Origin of the sequence: Pelagibius sp. 7325, from assembly GCF_037652055.1 — a bacterium.
Classification (GTDB): domain Bacteria; phylum Pseudomonadota; class Alphaproteobacteria; order Kiloniellales; family Kiloniellaceae; genus Pelagibius.
Window position 1 is genome coordinate 219,793 of record NZ_JBBKAH010000002.1, and the last position, 19,136, is coordinate 238,928.

Here is a 19,136-nt window from a genome sequence, read left to right on the forward strand (position 1 = left end):
CGAATCGGGGACGGCGTACCGCCCCGGGGGCGCATAGAGGGGGATCAGCCAGTGCAGAAGGATGTGGTCAAGCAGGGCGACTGCATCGCGTTGATGGAGGCCATGCCGGAGGCCTCGGTCGACATGGTCTTCGCGGATCCGCCCTATAATCTTCAATTGGCGGGCGATCTGCACCGTCCCAACAACAGCAAGGTCGACGCCGTCGACGACGCCTGGGACCAGTTCGACAGCTTCGCCGTCTACGACGACTTCACCCGCCGCTGGCTGCGCGCCGCGCGCCGCGTGCTGAAGGACAACGGCACCCTCTGGGTGATCGGCAGCTACCACAACATCTTCCGCGTCGGCACCGCGCTGCAGGATCTCGAGTACTGGATCCTCAACGACGTGGTGTGGCGCAAGACCAACCCGATGCCGAACTTCCGCGGCCGGCGCTTCACCAACGCGCACGAGACCATGATCTGGGCGGCCAAGGACAAGGACGCGCGCTACACCTTCAACTACGACGCCATGAAGCGCCTCAACGACGACCTGCAGATGCGCAGCGACTGGCTGATCCCGATCTGCAGCGGCGGCGAGCGCCTGAAGAATGATCAGGGCGAAAAGGCGCACCCGACCCAGAAGCCCGAAGCCCTGCTCCACCGCGTCATCATGGCGGCGACCAGGCCGGGCGAGACCGTGCTGGATCCCTTCTTTGGCTCCGGCACCACCGGCGCCGTCGCCAAGAAGCTGGGCCGCCACTTCATCGGCCTGGAGCGCGACCCCGACTACATCGCCGCCGCCAAGAAGCGCATCGCGCAGGTGCAGCCGATCACCGACCTGGAACTGATCGAGACGCCGGGCAAGCGCAGCGAGCCGCGCATTCCCTTCGGCTGGCTGATAGAGCACGGCCTGCTGGAACCGGGCACCGTGCTGCACGGCCCCGACAAGCGCTTCCGCGCCAAGGTGCGCGCCGACGGCACCCTCATCACCAGCGACTTCAAGGGCTCGATCCACCAGGTCGGCGCCCACCTGCAGGGCGCACCATCCTGCAACGGCTGGTCGTTCTGGCACGTCATCACCGACGGCAAGCCGGTCTCGATCGACGTGCTGCGCCAGAAACTGCGCGCCAACCTGCCCAAGACGATGAACTGAAGCGGACGCGGATTCAGCAGGGGGCTGCCAGATAGGCCCTCTGCGCCGCCTTCGTCAGGCCCTTTGCGACAGCCGAAAACGGATCTGAGGGGACGAGGCGTGCATTGGGCACGACATCCAGGATGGTCCGGCGTATTTCCGGCAGCAAAGTCGACCCGCCGGTCAGGACGATATGATCGATACGTTCCGCGGGTACGCCGGCAAGTTCCAGCGTCTTGCCGACCGAGAGTCCGATTCGCTCCAACTGAGGTTCGAAGTACTGCGACAGAGCCGCCTGGCTCACGTCGATCGCCCCCAAACCGTCGAAGTCAGGAAGGTTCAGCCGGGCGGTCGGGTTATCGCTGAGGGCGATCTTGACCCGCTCGACGGCGTTGGCGAGCCTGTGGCCGAGCCGCCGCTCCAAAATCATGAGAAGATGCGCAATCTTCTGAGGCTCCAGAGCCTGGCCCATCACCTCACGGACTTCCCGGCGAAGCGCTTGGGTGTAGCAGAAGTGGATTTTCTGCCAGGTCGCCAGGTCGCGGTAGTAACGCGGCGGAACCGGCAGAATGTCGTCTGAAGTGAGGGCGCGCATCTCGGATCCGTAGCCGAACATCGGCATGACCGCTTTCAAGGAAAGGCGCCTGTCTAGGTCGGTACCGCCGATATGCACGCCGTGATTGGCAAGAATCTCGAATCCACCGATGTCATGCGAGGATCGACCCGCCGACCGATGCGCCACCGAGAAGTCCGACGTGCCGCCCCCGATATCGGCGACCAGGACGTATTTCGGATCACCCATGTTCGCTTCTGCATCGATAAGGGCCGCAACCGGTTCGTAAACAAACCGCACTTCGCTGTAGCCAGACTTCTCCAGAACATCGCGCAACAGCGCTTCTGCTTCTGCGTCCTTCTTGTCGTCTTCGTCGACGAAGCGGACTGGACGCCCCGCGACCAAACGCGAAATCTCCGCGCCAGCGGATCTCTCTGCGCTGCTCTTCAGGTCGGTGAGAAAGTGCGCCAGCAATGCGCGCAGCGGCCAGGCACGCCGGCCCATCCGCGTCGACTCCTCTGCCAGACTGGTTCCAAGGATGCTTTTCAGGGCGCGCAGATAGCGCCCCTCATGACCATCGAGGAAGCGCGCTTCCGCCTCGTGTCCGCAAACCAAGACCGCCTCGTCTTCGTCGTAGAACAGCGCTGTCGGTACGGAATGTCCCCCGCGCTCGAAGCGGTGCAGTTGAAGAGCCCTGTCGGTGGCGAATCCGATCGCCGAATTCGACGTGCCAAAGTCCAGCCCGGCTACGATGGAATTCATTGGTTTTGCGAGTCCGCTTCAACTGGCGAGGCACCGGCGCGCGGCGGGGCGGCAGATGCCTCGAGGGCATCTTCGATTCCCGCACACTTGCCCGGTCCAAAGCTTCTAGCGATAGACCCGGCCAAATGCTACGGCAATGAAGGCAGAGTCGAATTCGGACGCACTAACGCGGCGCGGAGCCGACGCCGTCGCCGAATCACGCTGCAACGTCGTCCCGACCTGCCTAAAGCGCGTTGTCGCCGGTCTCGCCGGTGCGGATGCGGCGCACCTCGTCCAGGTCGAACACGAAGATCTTGCCGTCGCCGATCTTGCCGCTGCGCGCGGCCTCGGTGACCGCTTCGACCACCGCCTCGGCCTGGCCGTCGCTGACCGCGATCTCGATCTTGACCTTGGGCACGTAGTTGATCTCGTACTCGGCGCCGCGATAGACCTCGGTGTGGCCCTTCTGGCGACCGTAGCCGTAGACGTCGCTGGCCGTCATGCCGTGCACGCCGATGGCGCCCAGCGCCTCGCGCACCTTGTCCAGGCGGTGCGGCTGGATGATCGCCGTGATGTATTTCATGGCTGTTGCCTCCTTATGGCCGCTCAGGGGTTGTAGGCGGTTTCGCCGTGGGCGGTGAAATCCAAGCCTTCGATCTCCTGCTCCTTGCTGACGCGCAGGCCGATGGTCATCGCGATGACCTTCACGATGACGAAGGTGGCGAGCGCGCTCCACACCGTGACGGCGCCGACGCCGGCGAGTTGCACCACCAGCTGGCTCATCGCGCCGCCTTCCGCGTTGACGCCGGTGCCGCCCGGCAGGAAGGCCAGAAACGCGACCAGCAGGGTACCGGTCGCGCCGCCGACGCCGTGCACCGCCAGCACGTCGAGGGAGTCGTCGATCTTGAGGCGGTGCTTCACCAGGTCGACGGCGAGGTAGCAGACGATGCCGCCGGCAAGGCCCAGCAGAATGCCGCCCAGGGGACCGACGAAGCCGGAGGCCGGCGTGACGGTGGCGAGGCCGGCGATGGTGCCGGTGACGAATCCGACCACGCTGGGCTTGCCGAAGCGCCACCGCTCGATGACCAGCCAGGTAAGCGAGCCGACGGCAGCGGAGAGATGCGTCACCAGCATCGCCATGCCGGCATCGCCGCCGGCGCCAAGCGCCGAGCCGGCGTTGAAGCCGAACCAGCCGACCCACAGCAGGCAGGCGCCGACCATCACCATCCAAGGCGCGTGCGGCGGGCGGATGGAACGCGGAAAGCCGTCGCGCGCACCCAGCATGGCGGCGATCACCAGCGCCGACACGCCGGCCGTCACGTGCACCACGATGCCGCCGGCGTAGTCCATCACGCCCAGCCCCGCCAGCCAGCCGCCACCCCACACCCAGTGGGTGACCGGCACGTAGACCACCAGCAGCCAGGCCACCGAGAAGACCATGACGGCGCCGAAGCGGATGCGTTCCACGAAGGCGCCGACGATGAGCGCCGGGGTGATGATGGCGAAGGTCATCTGGAACATGATGAAGACGCTCTCCGGCAGTCCAGTGCCGTCGAACGCGGCGCCGCGCTCCAGCCCGGCCAGCAGCACCCGGTCGAGGCCGCCGATGACGGCATTGCCCGCCTCGAAAGCCAGCGAATAGCCGCAGATCACCCAGACGACGGAGGCCAGGGCAGCGATGGTGATGCAGTGCATCAGCACCGAAAGGACGTTCTTGGCCTGCACCAGCCCGGCATAGAACAGCGCCAGCCCCGGCAAAGTCATCAGGAGCACCAGCGCCGTGGACGTCAGGATCCAGGCGGTATCGCCACTGTTTGTCATCGGATTTCCCCCAAGAGCCGGCCCGCGCTTGGCGCCGGACAGCACGGCAATTCGTTATTATACGAATGAGGGATAGCCGAGCGGGGCAGCCGCTGCAACTGGCGGATCACCCCACCGCAGCAGGAAGGGGAAATGCCACGACGACAATCAGCCTGCCGAATTATCAATCTATAATTGAATTAGTCCACAACGGAGAAAGCCTTTAGTAAGGAAGCAAATGATACGATTGGAAATCTAGCCAGTACAATTATCTCCATGTGGCAAGGGTCCCCATGCCGGCAGCCATCCCGATTCCTGCGGACGAGCAAGAGCGCCTTGAACGGCTGCGGCGGTACCGGATTCTGGACACGCTGCCGAACGAGGCCTTCGACCGCATCACCCGGCTGGCCAGCCGCCTGCTGAAGGTGCCCATCGCCGTGGTCTCCTTCGTCGATGAGGACCGCCAGTGGTTCAAGTCGAAGATCGGCCTCGAGGCGGTGGAAACTCCCCGCGAGGTTTCCTTCTGCGCCCACGCCATCTGCAGCGACGACGTCCTGGTCGTGGCCGACGCGCGGTACGACCCGCGCTTTGCCGAGAACCCCCTGGTGACCGGCGACCCCCGCATAAGGTTCTACGCCGGGGCGCCGCTGCGCAGCCCGGACGGCCACAACATGGGAGCGCTCTGCATCGTCGATCAGACGCCGCGCGCGTTCTCCGAGGAGGACCGCGTGCTGCTGCACGACCTCGCGCAGATCGTCATCGACGAGATGGAACTGCACGCCCTAGCCCAGCGCGAGCAGCAGGCCCGCGACCGCCTGTTCGACGCCATTGAAGCGCTGCCGGACGGCTTCGTCTACTACGATGCCGACGACCGCCTGGAGATGTGCAATCAGCGCTACCGTGAGATCTATGCCGAGAGCGCCCACCTGATGGTGCCGGGCACTCCCTTCGAGGAAGTGATCCGCGGCGGCGTGGCCAACGGACAATACCCCGCAGCAGCCGGCAACGAGGAAGCCTGGATCCGCAATCGCTTGCAGCTTCACCGCGCGACCCCGGGGCCGCTGGAACAGGAGCTGCCCAACGGCCGCTGGATCCGCATCGTCGAGCGGCGTACCGGGGACGGCGGCCTGGTCGGCTTCCGCACCGACATCACCGAATTGAAGGAGCGCGAATTCGCCCTGCGGCGCCTGGCCACCACCGATCCGCTCACCGGTGCGATGAACCGCCGCCTCTTCCTCGACGCGGGCGACCGCGAATTGCGCCGCGCGCGCCGCTACGAGGCGCCGCTCTCGATCATTCTGCTGGACGTCGACTTCTTCAAGCGGATCAACGACGGCTTCGGACATGCCGCGGGCGACAGGGTGCTGCGGCGCCTGGTGGAGGAAGCCAACGCGACCCTGCGCGAACACGACCTGGTGTGCCGCTACGGCGGTGAGGAATTCGCCGTGCTGTTTCCGGAGACCGATGAAGTTGCCGCCGAGATCGCCGCCGAACGCCTGCGTAGCGCCATCGAAGCACTGGAGGTCGCGACGGAGAAAGGCATCGTGCGGACCACCATCAGCATCGGCGGCACCCAGATCGACGTGCACAACGACAGCCTGGAGTCCGCACTGTCGCGCGCCGACACCGCGCTCTACGCGGCCAAGGCGGCCGGACGCAACCGGGTCCAGTTCCAGCGCGCCAACTTCGCGCCGCTGGAGGCTGCGCTCTAAACCCTAGCCCGTGCCCGTTTTCCTTTGGGCGGGAGAGCCCCCGCGCGATAGGCTGCGCCGTCTTCAGTCATCGGCGATTCCCATGCCCCAAGTTTTTCTCGATCGCGACCTCATCGGCCGTCCCGGCGGGCGGCGCGACATCACCACCCCCGCCCTGGTGCTCGACCTCGACGTGCTGGAGGCCAACCTCGATGCCATGACGGCCTGGGCCACAAGCCAGGACATCGCGCTGAGGCCCCACGCCAAGACCCACAAGTGCGCCGCCATCGGCCGGCTGCAGATGGAACGCGGCGCGCTGGGCTTGTGCTGCGCCAAGCTGGCCGAAGCCGAAGCGCTGAACGCTGCGGGGCTCCGCCGCTTCCTGCTGACCTCGCCGGTCGTCGGCGCACGCAAGGTCACGCGGCTGATGACGCTGGCCGCACAATGCGAAGACCTCATGGTCGTGGTGGACGACGCCGGCAACGTCGATGACCTCGCCGCCGCGGCAAAAGCGGCCGGCCACGATCTGGCGCTGCTGATCGACGTCGACGTCGGCCTGCGGCGCACCGGCGTCACCTCCACCGAAGCGGCGCTCGCCCTGGCCGAGCGGATCGCCGCCGCCCCCCGCCTGAAACTGCACGGCCTGCAAGGCTATGCCGGCGGCGTGCAGCACATCACCGACTTTGAGGCGCGCCGCCGCGCCTCTCACGAGAGCCTCGCCATCCTCGCCGCAGTGCGCGCGGCGCTGGAGGCGGCGGACCATCCCTGCCCGATCATGACCGGCGGCGGCACCGGCACCCACGCCATCGACCCCGCCGCCGGGGTGCTGAACGAGTTGCAGGTCGGCTCCTATATCGTGTCGGACGTCGAATACGACGCGGTCGACTTGACCGGTGACGCCAGCCGGCGCTTCCGCAACGCGCTCTGCGTCTATGCCCGGGTCGTGAGCGCCTGCCATGAGGGCATCGCTACCATCGACGCCGGGTCCAAGAGCCTGGCCATGGACGGCCCCGCACCGCGGGTCGCCTTCGGCGCACCGGAGGGCACGCGCTACAGCTGCAGCGGCGACGAGTTCGGCGAGCTGGCGCTGCCGCGCGGCCACAACGAACCCCTGCGGCCCGGCGACCTGGTGGCGCTGGTGGTGCCGCACTGCGATCCGACCATCAACTGCTTCGACTGGTACCACTGCGTCCGCGGCGACACCCTGGTCGACGCCTGGCCGATCGAGGCGAGAGGGGCCGCGGCCTAAGCGCGCTTCACCGGCAGGCGCCGACCGATCGCCACAGACGCCACCACGAAGACGGCAAAGCCCAGGGTCATGGCATCGATACCCTCGCCCAGCAGCAGCGCCGAGGCGGCGATGGTGAGGAAGGTCTGCAGCAGCTGCACCTGGCTGACCCGCGCGACGCCGCCCAGGGCAAGGCCGCGGTTCCAAGCGAAGAATCCGAAGAGCTGGCTGAACAGCGCGACGTAGAGGAAGGCGGCCCAGCTCTGGGGTGAGCCGGGCAGGCCGTGCACGATCACAGCCGGCACCACCGGCACCAGCAGCAGCGGAAAGGCGAGCACCAGCGCCCAGCAGATGACCTGCCAGCCGCCGAGGCTGCGGGTCAGCCGCGCGCCCTCGGCGTAGCCGACCGCGGCACAGGCGACCGAAGCGAGCAACGCCAGGTGGCCGATGCCCGCCTCGGACCAGGGCGACCCGCCGCCCCGCAGCAGCGAGAAGGTCACCACCGCCGCGCCGCCGGTGAGCGAGACCAGCCAGAAGCCCAGCGAGGGCCGCTCGCGCAGCATCACCACGCTGGCCATGACCGTCGCCAGCGGCAGAATGCCCAGCACCACGCCGCCATGGGCGGCGGGCACCCGCTGCATGCCCCAGGCGGAGAGCAGTGGAAAGCCGAAGATGACGCCGGCGGCGACCACCGCCAGCGCGCGCCACTCCCGCCCGCGCGGCCAGCGCTGGCGCGTCGCCAGCAGGATCGCAGCGGCCACCGCGGCCGCCAACAGCGAGCGCCCGAGGCCGAAGACCACCGGATCGCTGTCGGCCATGGCAAGCCGTGTCACCGGCAGAGTGAGGCTGAACACCGCCACGCCGATGAAGCCCAGCAGCATCCCCCTGCCTTCAGAGTGGGGGCTCCCGGCGATGGGATCGCGCTCTTGGGCAACGACGGACCCGGTCATGATCCGGCAGCGGTATGAATGAGTCCGTGCTCGATGATCTTGCGCATCACCGTCGGCAGCGCCTCGTCCGCAAGGCCATCGAGGGCAACCCAGCGGCCGTCCAGATCTTTGCTCGTGTCGGCCTGCCTCTTATCGGCCTGTGCCGCCCAGACCGTCACCTCGAAATGGAAATGGGTAAAGGTGTGGCGCACCACGCCGGGCAGTTCGCGCCAGGACGCCGCCAGCGGCGCCGCCCTCTCCGCCTCGGAGTCGTCCCAGGGCGCCGCGCGCCAGTCGGTGGAGGGCACCTCCATCATGCCGCCCAGCAAGCCCTTTTCAGGGCGGCGGCGCAGCAGCAACGCGCCGCCGGGCCCCTGCAGCCAGAAGGCGACGGCGCGGCGGGTCGGCTTGGCTGCCTTGGGCTGGCGCCGCGGCAATTCCTGTGCGACCCCCGCCGCCTTCGCAGCACAATCCGCCTCCAGCGGACAGAGCAGGCACTTGGGGCCGCGCGGCAGGCAGACCGTGGCGCCGAGATCCATCATCGCCTGGGCGAAGTCACCGGCACGGTCGTCCGGGGTCAAGGTGTCGGCGAGGCGGTGCAGGTCGGGCTTGGCCCCCGGCAGCGGCGTTTCGACCCGAAAATAGCGGGCGACCACGCGCTCCACGTTGCCGTCCACCACCACGGCGCGGCGCCCGAAGGCGATGGCGGCGACGGCGGCAGCGGTGTAGCGGCCGATGCCCGGCAGCTTCAGCAGTTCCGCTTCGCAGTCTGGGAAGACGCCGCCCAACTCGGTTGCGACCACCTGGGCGCAGCGGTGCAGGTTGCGGGCGCGGGCGTAATAGCCGAGGCCCGCCCAGGCAGTCAGCACGTCGTCCAGCGGTGCGGCGGCGAGATCGCCCACCGTCGGCCAGCGGGCGAGGAAAGCGGCGAAGTAGGGACCGACGGTGGCCACGGTGGTCTGCTGCAGCATGATCTCGCTGAGCCAGACCCGGTATGGGTCAGGCAGCGCGTCACCGGGGGGCGAACGCCACGGCAGCCGCCGCGCGTGCCGGTCGTACCAGTCGAGCAGGCGTGCCGCCGCGCGGGGATCCCGCCGGCGGGTTTGCTGAGAACCCTCACTTGCCGGTGATCGGGTCCTTGAGGATGCGACAGGGGCCATACCCTCCTCTATACTAAGCGGGCAATTCACGGCAAAGCAGGCATTTGTCACCGCGACAATGACGGATTCCCCCTCCTCATCGGGCGCCCCCCGGCGCGCCTCATCCGGCGTTGCCCGGCGCGATTCACCGGGTGCCGACCGGCGCAGCAGCGGCCTTAGGGCGCTGGGCGGCAGTCTCGGCACGGTGACCAAACGCGCCTTCGCGCGCCGTGGGCTGACCGGCGCGGACATCGCCCGCCAGTGGCCGGCCATCGTCGGCGCCGAACTGGCCGCGCACTGCCGCCCCCGCCAATTGCGCTTCCCCAAAGCCGGAGAAGCCGTCGACGGCCGCCTTACCCTGCGCGTGGCGCCCGGCTGGGCGCTGGAAGTACAGCACCTGGAGCCCCTTGTGCTGGAGCGCATCAACGGCTATTTCGGCTACCGCGCGGTCGCCCGCCTGGTGCTGCAGCAGGGCCCGCTGCCGCGCCTGGAGCATGGCGTTGCCGGTGCCCGCCGGGAGACTCGCAAGGGACCCCGGGCCCCCTTGGAGGCGTCCCTGGCGGCCAAACTATCCACAGTCGCCGATCCGGCCCTGCGCGAGGCCCTGGAAGGGCTCGGCCGCTCGCTGCGGGAAAAACGGAATCGGGGCCCGAAAAAGCCATAGAATCCGCCGCGCGCGCGACCACATAGAGCGGGACCTCACGGGGCGGAAAAGCGCGCTTTTGCAAGGGAAAAGGGCGCTTGTGGAATCTGAAACTGCCCTCTAGCATGCACAACATCTGGTAGGTTGAGCCATGAAAAGACGGAACATTGTGATCGGTTTGGGCGTCGTCGCCGCCGGTGCCGCCGCAGGCGGCGCCTGGTGGATGACGGCTGGGCGCAAGGCGCCGCAGACAGCAACCGCCGAAGCCCCCGGCGGCATGGTCCTGGCGACCGCCGCCGGCGACATGCCGATCTACGAAGACGACCACATCCTGGGTGACGCCGCGGCGCCGGTCACCTTCATCGAATACGCCTCGCTGACCTGCGGCCACTGCGGTGCCTTCCACCGCGAGACCCTGCCGGAGGTGAAGGCGAAGTGGATCGAAGAGGGCCGCGCCCGCATGGTCTTCCGCCACTATCCGCTGGACCAGCTGGCGCTGCGTGCCGCCGCGGTTTCCGAGTGCATGAAGGGTGAAACCTTTTTCGGCTTCCTCGACGTGCTGTTCAAGAACCAGGAGAAGTGGGCCGCCAACGCAAACCCGCTGCAGGTCATCGGGCAGTACGCGGCGCTCGCCGGGCTCGACGCCCAGGCCTACCAGCTCTGTGTCAGCGACGAAGAAGTCATCGACCGCATTTTGAAGCGCCAGACCGATGGCCGCGACAGATACAACATTGCGTCGACTCCGAGTTTCGTGGTCAACGGCACCCCGGTGGTCGGCAATCAGACCTACGAAGAGTTCAACAAGGTGCTGGAAGCTGCCGCCAGCAAGGCGTCGTAATCCGCGGCGCCGCCGACAAGAAAAGTCTTTGAGAGCATAGTCAGCGATGGGATCTTTTATGACGCGATGCGCGGCGCGGCGCGTTGAAGTTCTGGAGGCATAGCCGGGCGTGGTGCAGTTCACCAAGCTTCGCTTAAGCGGCTTCAAGTCCTTCGTCGATGCCACCGACCTGGTGATCGAGCCGGGCATCACTGGCGTCGTCGGCCCCAACGGCTGCGGCAAGTCCAACCTGGTCGAGGCCCTGCGCTGGGCCATGGGCGAAACCTCGGCCAAGCGCATGCGCGGCAGCGAGATGGACGACGTCATCTTCGCCGGCAGCTCCAACCGCCCCGCCCGCAACGTGGCCGACGTCACCATCACCCTGGACAACAGCCAGCGCCGCGCGCCGGCGATGTTCAACGACTTCGACGAGATCGAGGTGGTGCGCCGCATCGAGCGCGGCTCCGGCTCGGCCTATCGGGTGAACGGCAAGGAAGTGCGCGCACGCGACGTGCAGCTGCTGTTCGCCGACGCCGCCACCGGCGCCCACTCAACCGCGCTGGTCAGCCAGGGCCGCATCGGCGCCATCATCAATGCCAAGCCGGCCGACCGCCGGTCCCTGCTGGAAGAGGCCGCCGGCATCACCGGCCTGCACTCGCGCCGCCACGAGGCCGAGCTGCGCCTGCGCGCGGCGGAGACCAATCTGGAGCGGCTGGACGACGTCATCACGACCCTGGAGTCGCAGCTGCAGGGCCTGAAGAAGCAGGCCCGCCAGGCGACGCGTTACCGCAACGTGGCCGACCAGATCCGCCGTTCCGAGGCGATCGCCCTGCACCTGGAAGGAAGCGAGGCCAAGGCCGCCCTGGCGCGCAGCGAGGAAAAATTCGCAGAAGCGGAGCAGGCCGTCGCCGCGGCGACCGAATCCGCCGCGGTGAAGTCCACCGAACAGGCCGAGGCGGCAGCGTCATTGCCGGGGCTGCGCGAAGCCGAGGCCGAGGCGGCCGCCGCGCTGCAGCGCCTGAGGGTCGACCGCGACACCCTGGAACGCGAGGAAGCGCAGGCCAGGGAAAGCAGGGCCCGCGCCGAGGAACGCCTGGCCCAGTTGCAGGGCGACAAGTCGCGCGCCGAAGCCCTGGCCGGGGACGCCGATGCAGCGCAGCAGCGCCTGGACCAGGAGCGCGCCGGCCTGACCGCCGCTGCCGAGGGCGAGCAGGAAGCCCGCGCCGCCGCCGAAGACGAGCGCGCCGCCGCGGCCGCCCGCAGCGATGAACAGGAAAAGGCGCTCGACGCCGTCACCAAGAAGATCGCCGAGGACGAGGCCCGCGCCAACGCCCTGCAGCGGCGCATCGACGAGCTGACCCAGCGCCTGCAGCGCCTGCGCCAGCAGCGCGAGCAGGCCCAGGCCCAGCGCGAGGCCCTGCAGCGCGACACCGTCGCCGAAGATGAACTGGAGGCCGCCGCCGAGGCGCTGGCCATCGCCGAGCAGCGCCTGGCCGAGAACCGCGCGGCGAGCACCGCCGCCTCCGAGACGACGGCGGAAGCGCGCCGCCGCGAAGCCGAATCGCGCAGCCGCCTGCGCGAGCACGAGGCCGGCCAAGCCAAGCTGGAGGCCGAGATCGCGGCGCTGACCGCAATCCTGGAGCCGGCGGAAGCCGACATGTGGCCGCCGGTGGTCGACGCCGTCACGGTGACGCCGGGCTACGAGGCGGCCCTGGGTGCCGCTTTGGGCGACGATCTGACGGTTTCCGCCGACGAGGCCGCGCCGGTTCACTGGCAGACCCTGGGGCCGCTGTCCCAGGTGCCTGCCCTGCCGCAGGGCGCCGAGCCTCTGAGCGGCGTGGTGCGCGGCCCCGCGGCGCTGGACCGCCGGCTGTCGCAGATCGGCGTGGTGGCCGACCGAGAGGCCGGCCAGCGCCTGCAGGCGCAGCTGCAGCCGGGCCAGCGCCTGGTCACTCAGGAAGGCGACCTGTGGCGCTGGGACGGCTTCACCGCCCGCGCCGAGGCGCCGACTGCGGCCGCCCAGCGCATGGCCCAGCGCAACCGCGTCGCCGAGCTGAGCGCCACCCTGGAAGACGTCGCGCGCGAGACCGCACGCGCCGCCGCCGACCACGGCGATCTGGAATCCGCCGTCGAGCAGGCTGCCGCCGCCGAGCGCGCCGCCCGCAGCGCCGAGGGCGAGGCCTTCGAAGCGGTCAACGCCACCCGACGGCAGCACGGCGACCTCGCGCAGCGCGCCGCGGCCGTCGCCTCCCGCCTCGCCGCCCTGGACGAGAGCTTGGCGCGCCTCGGCGGGGACGTCTCCGAGAGCGAATCCACCCTGGCCCAGGCCCGCGAGGAGCAGGCCGGCCTGCCCGACCTCAACCTGGCCCACCAGCACGCCGACGAACTGCGCGAGGAACTCGCCGCCGCGCGCGCCGCGTTGGTCGAGCGCCAGGGACGCCTGGACCAGCTGCGCCGCGAGATCGAGGCGCGCGGCCGCCGCCTGATGGACATCACCACCGAGCGCCAGTCCTGGGAGCGCCGCGCCGGCGAGGCCAAGACCCATCTGGCCGAGCTGGAAGAGCGCCGCGCCGCCACCGTGGCGGATATCGAGAAGCTGGCGGAGATCCCCCTCGTTTTGGGGGAGAAGCGCGCCGCCCTTTCCGATCTGATCGACGAGGCCGAGGCCCGGCGCCGCCAGGCCGCCGATGCGCTGGCTTCCGGCGAGACCCGTCTGGGCGAAGCCGACCGCGCGCTGAAGACCGAGGAAGCCCGCCTCATCTCCGCCCGTGAGAACCGCATCCGCGCCGAGGGCGCCGTTTCCCAGGCGCGCCAGACTCTCGATACCGTCATCGCCAAGGTGCGCGAGAAGCTGGACTGCGCTCTGGAGGACGCCCTGCAGGTGGCCGAGATCGAGGACGGCCAGGACTTGCCGCCGCGCGAGGAGGTCGAGGCCAAGCTCGCCCGCCTGATCCGCGAACGCGAGAACATGGGCGCGGTGAACCTGCGCGCCGAGGTCGAGGCCCGTGAGCTGGACGAGCAGATCGTCGGCATGCAGTCGGAGCGCGCCGACCTGATAAACGCCATCGCCCGCCTGCGCCAGGGCATCGCCAGCCTGAACCGCGAGGGCCGCGAGCGCCTGCTGGCCGCCTTCGAGCAGGTGAACACCCACTTCCAGGAGCTTTTCGTGCGCCTCTTCGGCGGCGGCCGGGCCCACCTCAAGCTGACCGAATCGGAAGATCCCCTGGCCGCCGGCCTGGAGATCATGGCGAGCCCGCCGGGCAAGCGCCTGCAGGTCATGTCGCTGTTGTCCGGCGGCGAGCAGGCGCTGACGGCGCTGGCCCTGCTGTTCGGCGTTTTCCTCACCAACCCGGCGCCGATCTGCGTGCTGGACGAGGTGGACGCCCCGCTCGACGACGCCAACGTGGACCGTTTCTGCGCCCTGGTCGACGAGTTGACCAAGGCCACCGGCACCCGTTTCCTGCTCATCACCCACCACCGCATGACCATGGCCCGGGTCAACCGCCTGTTCGGCGTGACCATGGCCGAGCGCGGCGTCAGCCAGCTGGTTTCGGTCGACCTGGAGTCCGCCGACCGTTTCCGCGAAAGCGCTTAAGCCCGGGGCGCAACCGCCTAAAGGGGCATCTTTTCAGTTACTTTGCCGCAACGCGGCATATCCGTGACCCGCTGCCCGGGCAAACCCGGCAAAACCGCTCGAATCCGGGCGATTCCGGCGGGTTTCTTCGCCTTGACAGGCCGGGGGAGTCTTCATACTGTGCGCGCGAATTCAGCTCAGGCCACAGTAATTCCTTGGGGAGAAGCGGGCATCGGGCCAGGGGGTAAAGAAGGCGGCTCATGAAAGACGACCCTCCCCTGCCATCTCTCGCAAAGCTGGACGAAGATCTCCGTGCGGCGGAAGCCAAGCGGCGCAAGACGAAGGCGCGGCCCCAGGATCAGGGGCAGGGACTTGCCTTTGCCATGCGGATCGGGGTTGAGATCGTTTCGGCGCTGATCGTCGGCGTCGGGATCGGCCTGCTCCTCGATTGGTGGTTGGGGACCAAACCCTGGTTCTTGCTGCTGTTTTTCGTACTCGGCGCCGCCGCAGGGTTTATGAACGTTTTCCGGGTGGTCGGGAGACTGGGCGGTCAGGTCGGTTATCGCAAGGGAGCGCTCTCTCCCAAGGAGGATAACTCCCAAAAGGGAGCCTCCGGGCGAACCGGCACAGGGACAGACGTTGACGACAAGTTGGACGGATAGGGTTTGAAGAATGGCTGAAGCCGGCGCACATAGCCCCCTCGAGCAGTTCGAGATCAAGAGCATCTTCCCGACGGGCGGCCATGGAGAAATCGGTACCCTGACGTTCACCAACTCGTCGCTGACGATGGTGGCCGCACTGGTGTTGATCTCGGCCTTCCTGATCCTCGGCATGCGCCGCGGCGCCTTGGTCCCCGGGCGCATGCAGAGCCTCGCCGAGATGTCCTACGAGTTCATCGCCGGGCTTATCTCGGATACGGTGGGCGCCGAGGGCCGCCGCTACTTCCCGATCATCTTCACCCTCTTCATGTTCATCCTGTTCGGCAACCTGCTCGGCATGCTGCCCTACAGCTTCACCTTCACCAGCCACATCATCGTGACCTTCGCGCTGGCGGCTCTGGTGTTCATCGGGGTGACGATCCTGGCCGTCGCCAAGCACGGCATGCACTTCTTCTCCTTCTTCGTGCCGCCCGGCGCGCCGCTCGCCATGTGGCCGCTGCTGATCCCGATCGAGGTGATCTCCTACCTCTCGCGCCCGATCAGCCTTTCGGTCCGTCTCTTCGCCAACATGCTGGCCGGCCACACCCTGTTGAAGGTGATCGCCGGTTTCATCGGCCTGCTCGGCGTCTTCGGCATCCTGCCTTTCGCGCTGGTCGTGGCGCTGACCGGCCTGGAAATCCTCATCGCTTTCCTCCAGGCCTACGTCTTCGCCATCCTGACCTGCCTCTACATCAACGACGCACTGCACCTCCACTAAGGTTTCGGGGCAAGCCAGGGCGTTCATCCGTCAACCTGCTATTTCCAGCTTTTACGTCAAAGGGAGCTTTAACAATGGAACTTGAAGCCGCGAAAATGCTCGGCGCCGGCCTGGCCGTCATCGGCGTGATCGGCTCCGGTATCGGCATCGGCAGCATCTTCTCGTCCTTCATCGTGGCGGTCGGCCGCAATCCGGCGGCGCGTGGTGAGGTCTTCACCATGACCATGCTGGGCTTCGCGCTGGTGGAAGCCATCGCGCTGTTCGCGCTGGTCATCGCGCTGCTCATCCTGTTCGGCTAAGCGCCGCCGCGGGAAGGCTGGCCGGCGGCCAAAGGCCGCCGGCGAAGGCTTTCCGCCGGCATCATCCCTGACAGAGTGAGAGGACGCGGGCCATGCCCCAACTCGATCCTGCCGTCTGGCCGACTCAGCTGTTCTGGCTGGCGATCACGTTCGGCATCCTCTACCTGGTCATCTGGCGCATCGCCCTGCCGCGCATCGCCGATGTCCTGGAGGCGAGGCAGCGTAAACTGGACGACGACCTGAAGAAGGCCGCCGCCCTGAAGGACGAGGCCGAGACCATTCTGGCCGAGTACGAAAAGATGCGCGCCGATGCCCAGGCCTCGGCCCATGCCGTGCTGCAGAAGACTCAGAACGAGATGAAGGCCGAGGCCGAGCGCCAGAGCCACGATGTGGCGGCCAAGCTGTCCAAGCAGACCGAGGAAGCCGAGGCGCGCATCGCCGATGCCAAGACGGCCGCCCTGGCCAGCTTGGAAGGCACCGTGAGCGAGGTGGTCGCCGCGGCGACCGAGAAGCTCATCGGCGTGAAGGCCGGCGATCAGGAGATCGCCCGCGCCGTCAGCTCCGTGATGGGAGGCAAGCGCTGATGTCGGCCCTGTTCAACGATCCGACCTTCTGGGTCGCCATTGCCTTCGTCGTCTTCGTCGCGCTGATGGTGTGGAAGGCGAGCAAGCCGATCCTCGCCGGCATCGACGCGCGCGCCGAGCGCATCAAGGCGGAGCTCGACGAGGCCCAGCGCCTGCGCGAGGAAGCCCAGAAGGCGCTGGCCGAGTACAAGCGCAAGCAGCGCGACGCGGCCAAGGAGGCCGAGGACCTGCTGGCCAGCGCCAAGCACGAGGCCGACCTGCTGCGCAAGCAGGCCGCCGAGGACCTGAAGCTGACCCTCGCCCGCCGCGAGAAGACCGCCCTGGAAAAGATCGCCCAGGCCGAGACCAACGCGGTGCAGGAGGTGCGCGCCCAGGCCGTCGACATCGCCATCGCGGCGACCGCCAAGCTGCTGAGCGAGAACGTCGACCCGACCCGCGACCAGGCCATGGTCGACCAGGCGATCAAGGATCTCGGCCGCAAGCTGCACTAAGCGCCGCGGTTCAGTCCCTGAAACGACAAACGCCCGGTTCTCGAAAGAGGACCGGGCGTTTTCCGTTACGGGTGGCGCATTGATATCGGAGTAACGGGGTCATCTGTGCAGCGTCACGCTCATTGTCCCATCGCTTTCCAGGATAAGGCTGTCGACCTCATCCCGGCGGGTTCCATTCGCTCGTATGGCGCTTAAGGCTTCATCCTTGGTAACGCGTTCCCGCCGCATCGTCCGCTCGCAGAACGCGCCGTCCCGCATGAGCAGGGCCGGTTCCGATCTGACGGCCGCGGCGAAGGCTGCAGAACGGACCGACGTATAGGTGACCAGGAACTGCGCCAGTATGAGCACCGCCAGAGCCACCGCCCCTTCTGCCAGCGCCACGGATTCTTGAAGGATGATGGCCGCGAGCGTAGAGCCCAGCGCCACCGTGACCACCAGGTCGAAGGCGTTCAATTTCGCCAGGGTGCGCTTTCCGGATATCCGCAAAAACGCGACCAGCGTCACATAAGCGAGAATGCCGACGATGACCGTGCGAAGGACTCCTTCCCAGTCCTGAAAGAACATGTCGCTCCAGTCCATCAGGGCTCCTTTGCTTGCTATACGTACCAACGGCCCCCCGGCATGCTGGTTCCCATGCATTCACGACCGGTCCCCGCGGTCCGCAGGACACAAATCAGCCCTCACAGACGTAGTGCAGCCTGTCGAACTTCCCGCGTAGCGCCGCCGTCTCGGGCGCCAGGGCTTCGGGCGCGTCGGTGTGCAGGGCGCGGGCGATCAGCCTGGCGAGTTCCGGCACGTCGGCCTCCGTGACGCCCCAGCGCACCAGTTCCGGCGTGCCGATGCGCAGGCCGTTCACATCGCCCTCGACCGGCGCGATGGGCAGGCCGATGCCGCAGGCGAGAAAGCCGGCGCGGCGCAGCTTCTTCGAAGCCGCCTGCCCGCCGCCCCAGGCCGCCGCCTGGACGGCGAACTGGTGCGAGCGGGTGAAGCCCTTGTCCTTGGCGAAGACCGCCAATCCCTCGGTGTCCAGCGCGGCGGCGAAGACCTGGGCGACGGAAATCATCTTCCCGGCATAGGCCTGGCCGTACTCGCGCCAGTCCAGCAGGGTATAGGCGAGCGCCGCCGACTTCGCGGCGTCGAAGTTGGCGGTCAGACCCGGGAAAGCGATGGCATCGAGCTTCTCGGCCAAGTCGGCGTCGTTGGAGACGATGAGGCCGCCGGCGGGGCCACCGAGGCTCTTGTAGGTGCTCATGGTCATCAGGTGCGCGCCCTCGGCGAGCGGATCGCCCCAGGCGCCGCCGGCGATGATGCCGCACTGGTGCGCGGCGTCGAACAGCAGCTTCGCGCCAACCGAATCGGCGATCTCGCGCACCGCCTTCACGGGATGCGGAAAGAGGTTGAGGCTGCCGCCCAATGTGATGAGTTTCGGGCGGACGTCCTCGGCCAGCTTGCGCAAGCCCTCGAGATCCACGGTGTAACCGTCGGCATCGACCGGCGCCGGATGGGTCGTCAGGCCGTAGAGCCCGGCACAGCCCGCGGCGTGGTGGGTCACGTGGCCGCCGATGGTTGCCGGCGGCGCGATGATGGCGTCGCCCGGCCGGCAGGTCGCCATGAAGGCGTAAAGGTTAGCCAGAGCCCCGGAGGCGACGCGGATCTCGGCATAGCGCGCGCGGAATACTTCGGCGGCCAGCTCTGCGGCGATCACCTCGATTTCCTCGATCGCCTCCAGCCCCATCTCGTACTTGTCGCCGGGGTAGCCGAGCGAGGGGCGCGAGCCGAGGCCGGCCGCCAGCACGGCTTCCGCGCGCGGGTTCATCACGTTGGTCGCCGGGTTGAGGTTGAAGCACTCGCGCTCGTGGATCGCGCGGTTGCGCGCGACCAGCGTGTCGAGCCGCCGCGCGACGTCGCCCGAGGACTTGCCGGCGGTGCAGGTGGCGAAGCCCTGCACGGTGAGTTCGCAGATTTCCGGCACCCAGGGCCGATGGGCCAAAGCGGTCATGAAAGTCTCCCTGCCTAGAAGGCAAGGAGAGCATCAACCAGACGGGATGGGCAAAGGGAAAAGCCCCCTCACCCTCCCGCTGCGCGGGCCCCTCCCTCTCCCACGAGGGGAGAGGGCCTCTC

At 67.9% G+C, this 19,136-nt stretch carries 18 protein-coding genes; 11 read left to right on the top strand and 7 right to left on the bottom strand.

Annotated features, from left to right (window positions below; genetic code table 11):
- The first annotated feature begins 93 nt into the window (after window positions 1–93).
- On the top strand, window positions 94–1,131 hold the full coding sequence (locus tag WDC82_RS02930) for a site-specific DNA-methyltransferase (protein ID WP_340116946.1): 1,038 nt from the start codon (window positions 94–96) through the stop codon (window positions 1,129–1,131).
- A gap of 13 nt (window positions 1,132–1,144) precedes the next feature.
- On the opposite strand, the gene WDC82_RS02935 is transcribed toward WDC82_RS02930, so the two are convergent.
- From WDC82_RS02935 to WDC82_RS02945, 3 genes are all read right to left on the bottom strand, one after another.
- Window positions 1,145–2,425 carry an Hsp70 family protein gene (locus tag WDC82_RS02935; protein WP_340115757.1) on the bottom strand — a complete coding sequence of 427 codons (1,281 nt, stop codon included), beginning with the start codon at window positions 2,423–2,425 and terminating at the stop codon, window positions 1,145–1,147.
- Window positions 2,426–2,648: 223 nt separating this feature from the next.
- Window positions 2,649–2,987: a P-II family nitrogen regulator gene (locus tag WDC82_RS02940; protein ID WP_340115758.1), complete on the bottom strand. Its 339-nt coding sequence runs from the start codon at window positions 2,985–2,987 to the stop codon at window positions 2,649–2,651.
- Between the two features lie 23 nt (window positions 2,988–3,010).
- Window positions 3,011–4,225 (bottom strand): ammonium transporter, encoded by a 1,215-nt coding sequence (locus WDC82_RS02945; protein WP_340115759.1) that lies wholly within the window; start codon window positions 4,223–4,225, stop codon window positions 3,011–3,013.
- Window positions 4,226–4,497: 272 nt separating this feature from the next.
- On the opposite strand from WDC82_RS02945, the gene WDC82_RS02950 reads away from it, so the two are divergent.
- Together WDC82_RS02950 and WDC82_RS02955 are read left to right on the top strand one after the other, a co-directional pair.
- Complete coding sequence (locus tag WDC82_RS02950) at window positions 4,498–5,916, top strand: diguanylate cyclase (protein ID WP_340115760.1); 1,419 nt, start codon at window positions 4,498–4,500, stop codon at window positions 5,914–5,916.
- An 82-nt stretch (window positions 5,917–5,998) separates the two neighbouring features.
- Complete coding sequence (locus WDC82_RS02955) at window positions 5,999–7,144, top strand: DSD1 family PLP-dependent enzyme (RefSeq protein WP_340115761.1); 1,146 nt, start codon at window positions 5,999–6,001, stop codon at window positions 7,142–7,144.
- Here the strand turns inward: WDC82_RS02955 and WDC82_RS02960 are convergent.
- Window positions 7,141–8,004 carry a DMT family transporter gene (locus WDC82_RS02960; RefSeq protein WP_340115762.1) on the bottom strand — a complete coding sequence of 288 codons (864 nt, stop codon included), beginning with the start codon at window positions 8,002–8,004 and terminating at the stop codon, window positions 7,141–7,143. The genes WDC82_RS02955 and WDC82_RS02960 overlap by 4 nt on opposite strands.
- A gap of 65 nt (window positions 8,005–8,069) precedes the next feature.
- Window positions 8,070–9,212, bottom strand: coding sequence for an A/G-specific adenine glycosylase (gene mutY / locus WDC82_RS02965; RefSeq protein WP_370661524.1), 1,143 nt, complete (start codon window positions 9,210–9,212; stop codon window positions 8,070–8,072).
- Window positions 9,213–9,270: 58 nt separating this feature from the next.
- On the opposite strand from mutY, the gene WDC82_RS02970 reads away from it, so the two are divergent.
- The 8 genes from WDC82_RS02970 to WDC82_RS03005 all read left to right on the top strand — a co-directional run bounded on the left by WDC82_RS02970 (window position 9,271) and on the right by WDC82_RS03005 (window position 17,015).
- On the top strand, window positions 9,271–9,855 hold the full coding sequence (locus WDC82_RS02970) for a DUF721 domain-containing protein (protein ID WP_340115763.1): 585 nt from the start codon (window positions 9,271–9,273) through the stop codon (window positions 9,853–9,855).
- A gap of 130 nt (window positions 9,856–9,985) precedes the next feature.
- The gene (locus WDC82_RS02975; protein WP_340115764.1) at window positions 9,986–10,672 is read left to right on the top strand and encodes a thioredoxin domain-containing protein; all 687 of its coding nucleotides are present in this window, start codon (window positions 9,986–9,988) and stop codon (window positions 10,670–10,672) included.
- Between the two features lie 109 nt (window positions 10,673–10,781).
- On the top strand, window positions 10,782–14,246 hold the full coding sequence (gene smc, locus WDC82_RS02980; protein WP_340115765.1) for a chromosome segregation protein SMC: 3,465 nt from the start codon (window positions 10,782–10,784) through the stop codon (window positions 14,244–14,246).
- A gap of 239 nt (window positions 14,247–14,485) precedes the next feature.
- Entirely contained in the window at window positions 14,486–14,887 is a 402-nt protein-coding gene (locus WDC82_RS02985; protein ID WP_340115766.1) for an AtpZ/AtpI family protein, read from the top strand.
- 10 nt (window positions 14,888–14,897) lie between these two features.
- A complete protein-coding gene (locus WDC82_RS02990; protein WP_340115767.1) occupies window positions 14,898–15,641 on the top strand; it encodes a F0F1 ATP synthase subunit A in 744 nt (247 codons plus the stop codon).
- A gap of 74 nt (window positions 15,642–15,715) precedes the next feature.
- Entirely contained in the window at window positions 15,716–15,940 is a 225-nt protein-coding gene (locus WDC82_RS02995; protein ID WP_340115768.1) for a F0F1 ATP synthase subunit C, read from the top strand.
- Between the two features lie 92 nt (window positions 15,941–16,032).
- Window positions 16,033–16,524, top strand: coding sequence for a F0F1 ATP synthase subunit B' (locus tag WDC82_RS03000; protein WP_340115769.1), 492 nt, complete (start codon window positions 16,033–16,035; stop codon window positions 16,522–16,524).
- Window positions 16,524–17,015, top strand: a complete 492-nt coding sequence (locus tag WDC82_RS03005) for a F0F1 ATP synthase subunit B (protein ID WP_340115770.1) — start codon at window positions 16,524–16,526, stop codon at window positions 17,013–17,015. The genes WDC82_RS03000 and WDC82_RS03005 overlap by 1 nt, the downstream gene beginning before the upstream one ends.
- A gap of 99 nt (window positions 17,016–17,114) precedes the next feature.
- Here WDC82_RS03005 and WDC82_RS03010 read toward each other — a convergent pair whose 3' ends face one another.
- Together WDC82_RS03010 and glyA are read right to left on the bottom strand one after the other, a co-directional pair.
- Window positions 17,115–17,594: a YetF domain-containing protein gene (locus tag WDC82_RS03010; protein ID WP_340115771.1), complete on the bottom strand. Its 480-nt coding sequence runs from the start codon at window positions 17,592–17,594 to the stop codon at window positions 17,115–17,117.
- A 94-nt stretch (window positions 17,595–17,688) separates the two neighbouring features.
- Window positions 17,689–19,014, bottom strand: a complete 1,326-nt coding sequence (glyA, locus tag WDC82_RS03015; RefSeq protein WP_340115772.1) for an aminotransferase class I/II-fold pyridoxal phosphate-dependent enzyme — start codon at window positions 19,012–19,014, stop codon at window positions 17,689–17,691.
- Window positions 19,015–19,136: the final 122 nt, after the last annotated feature.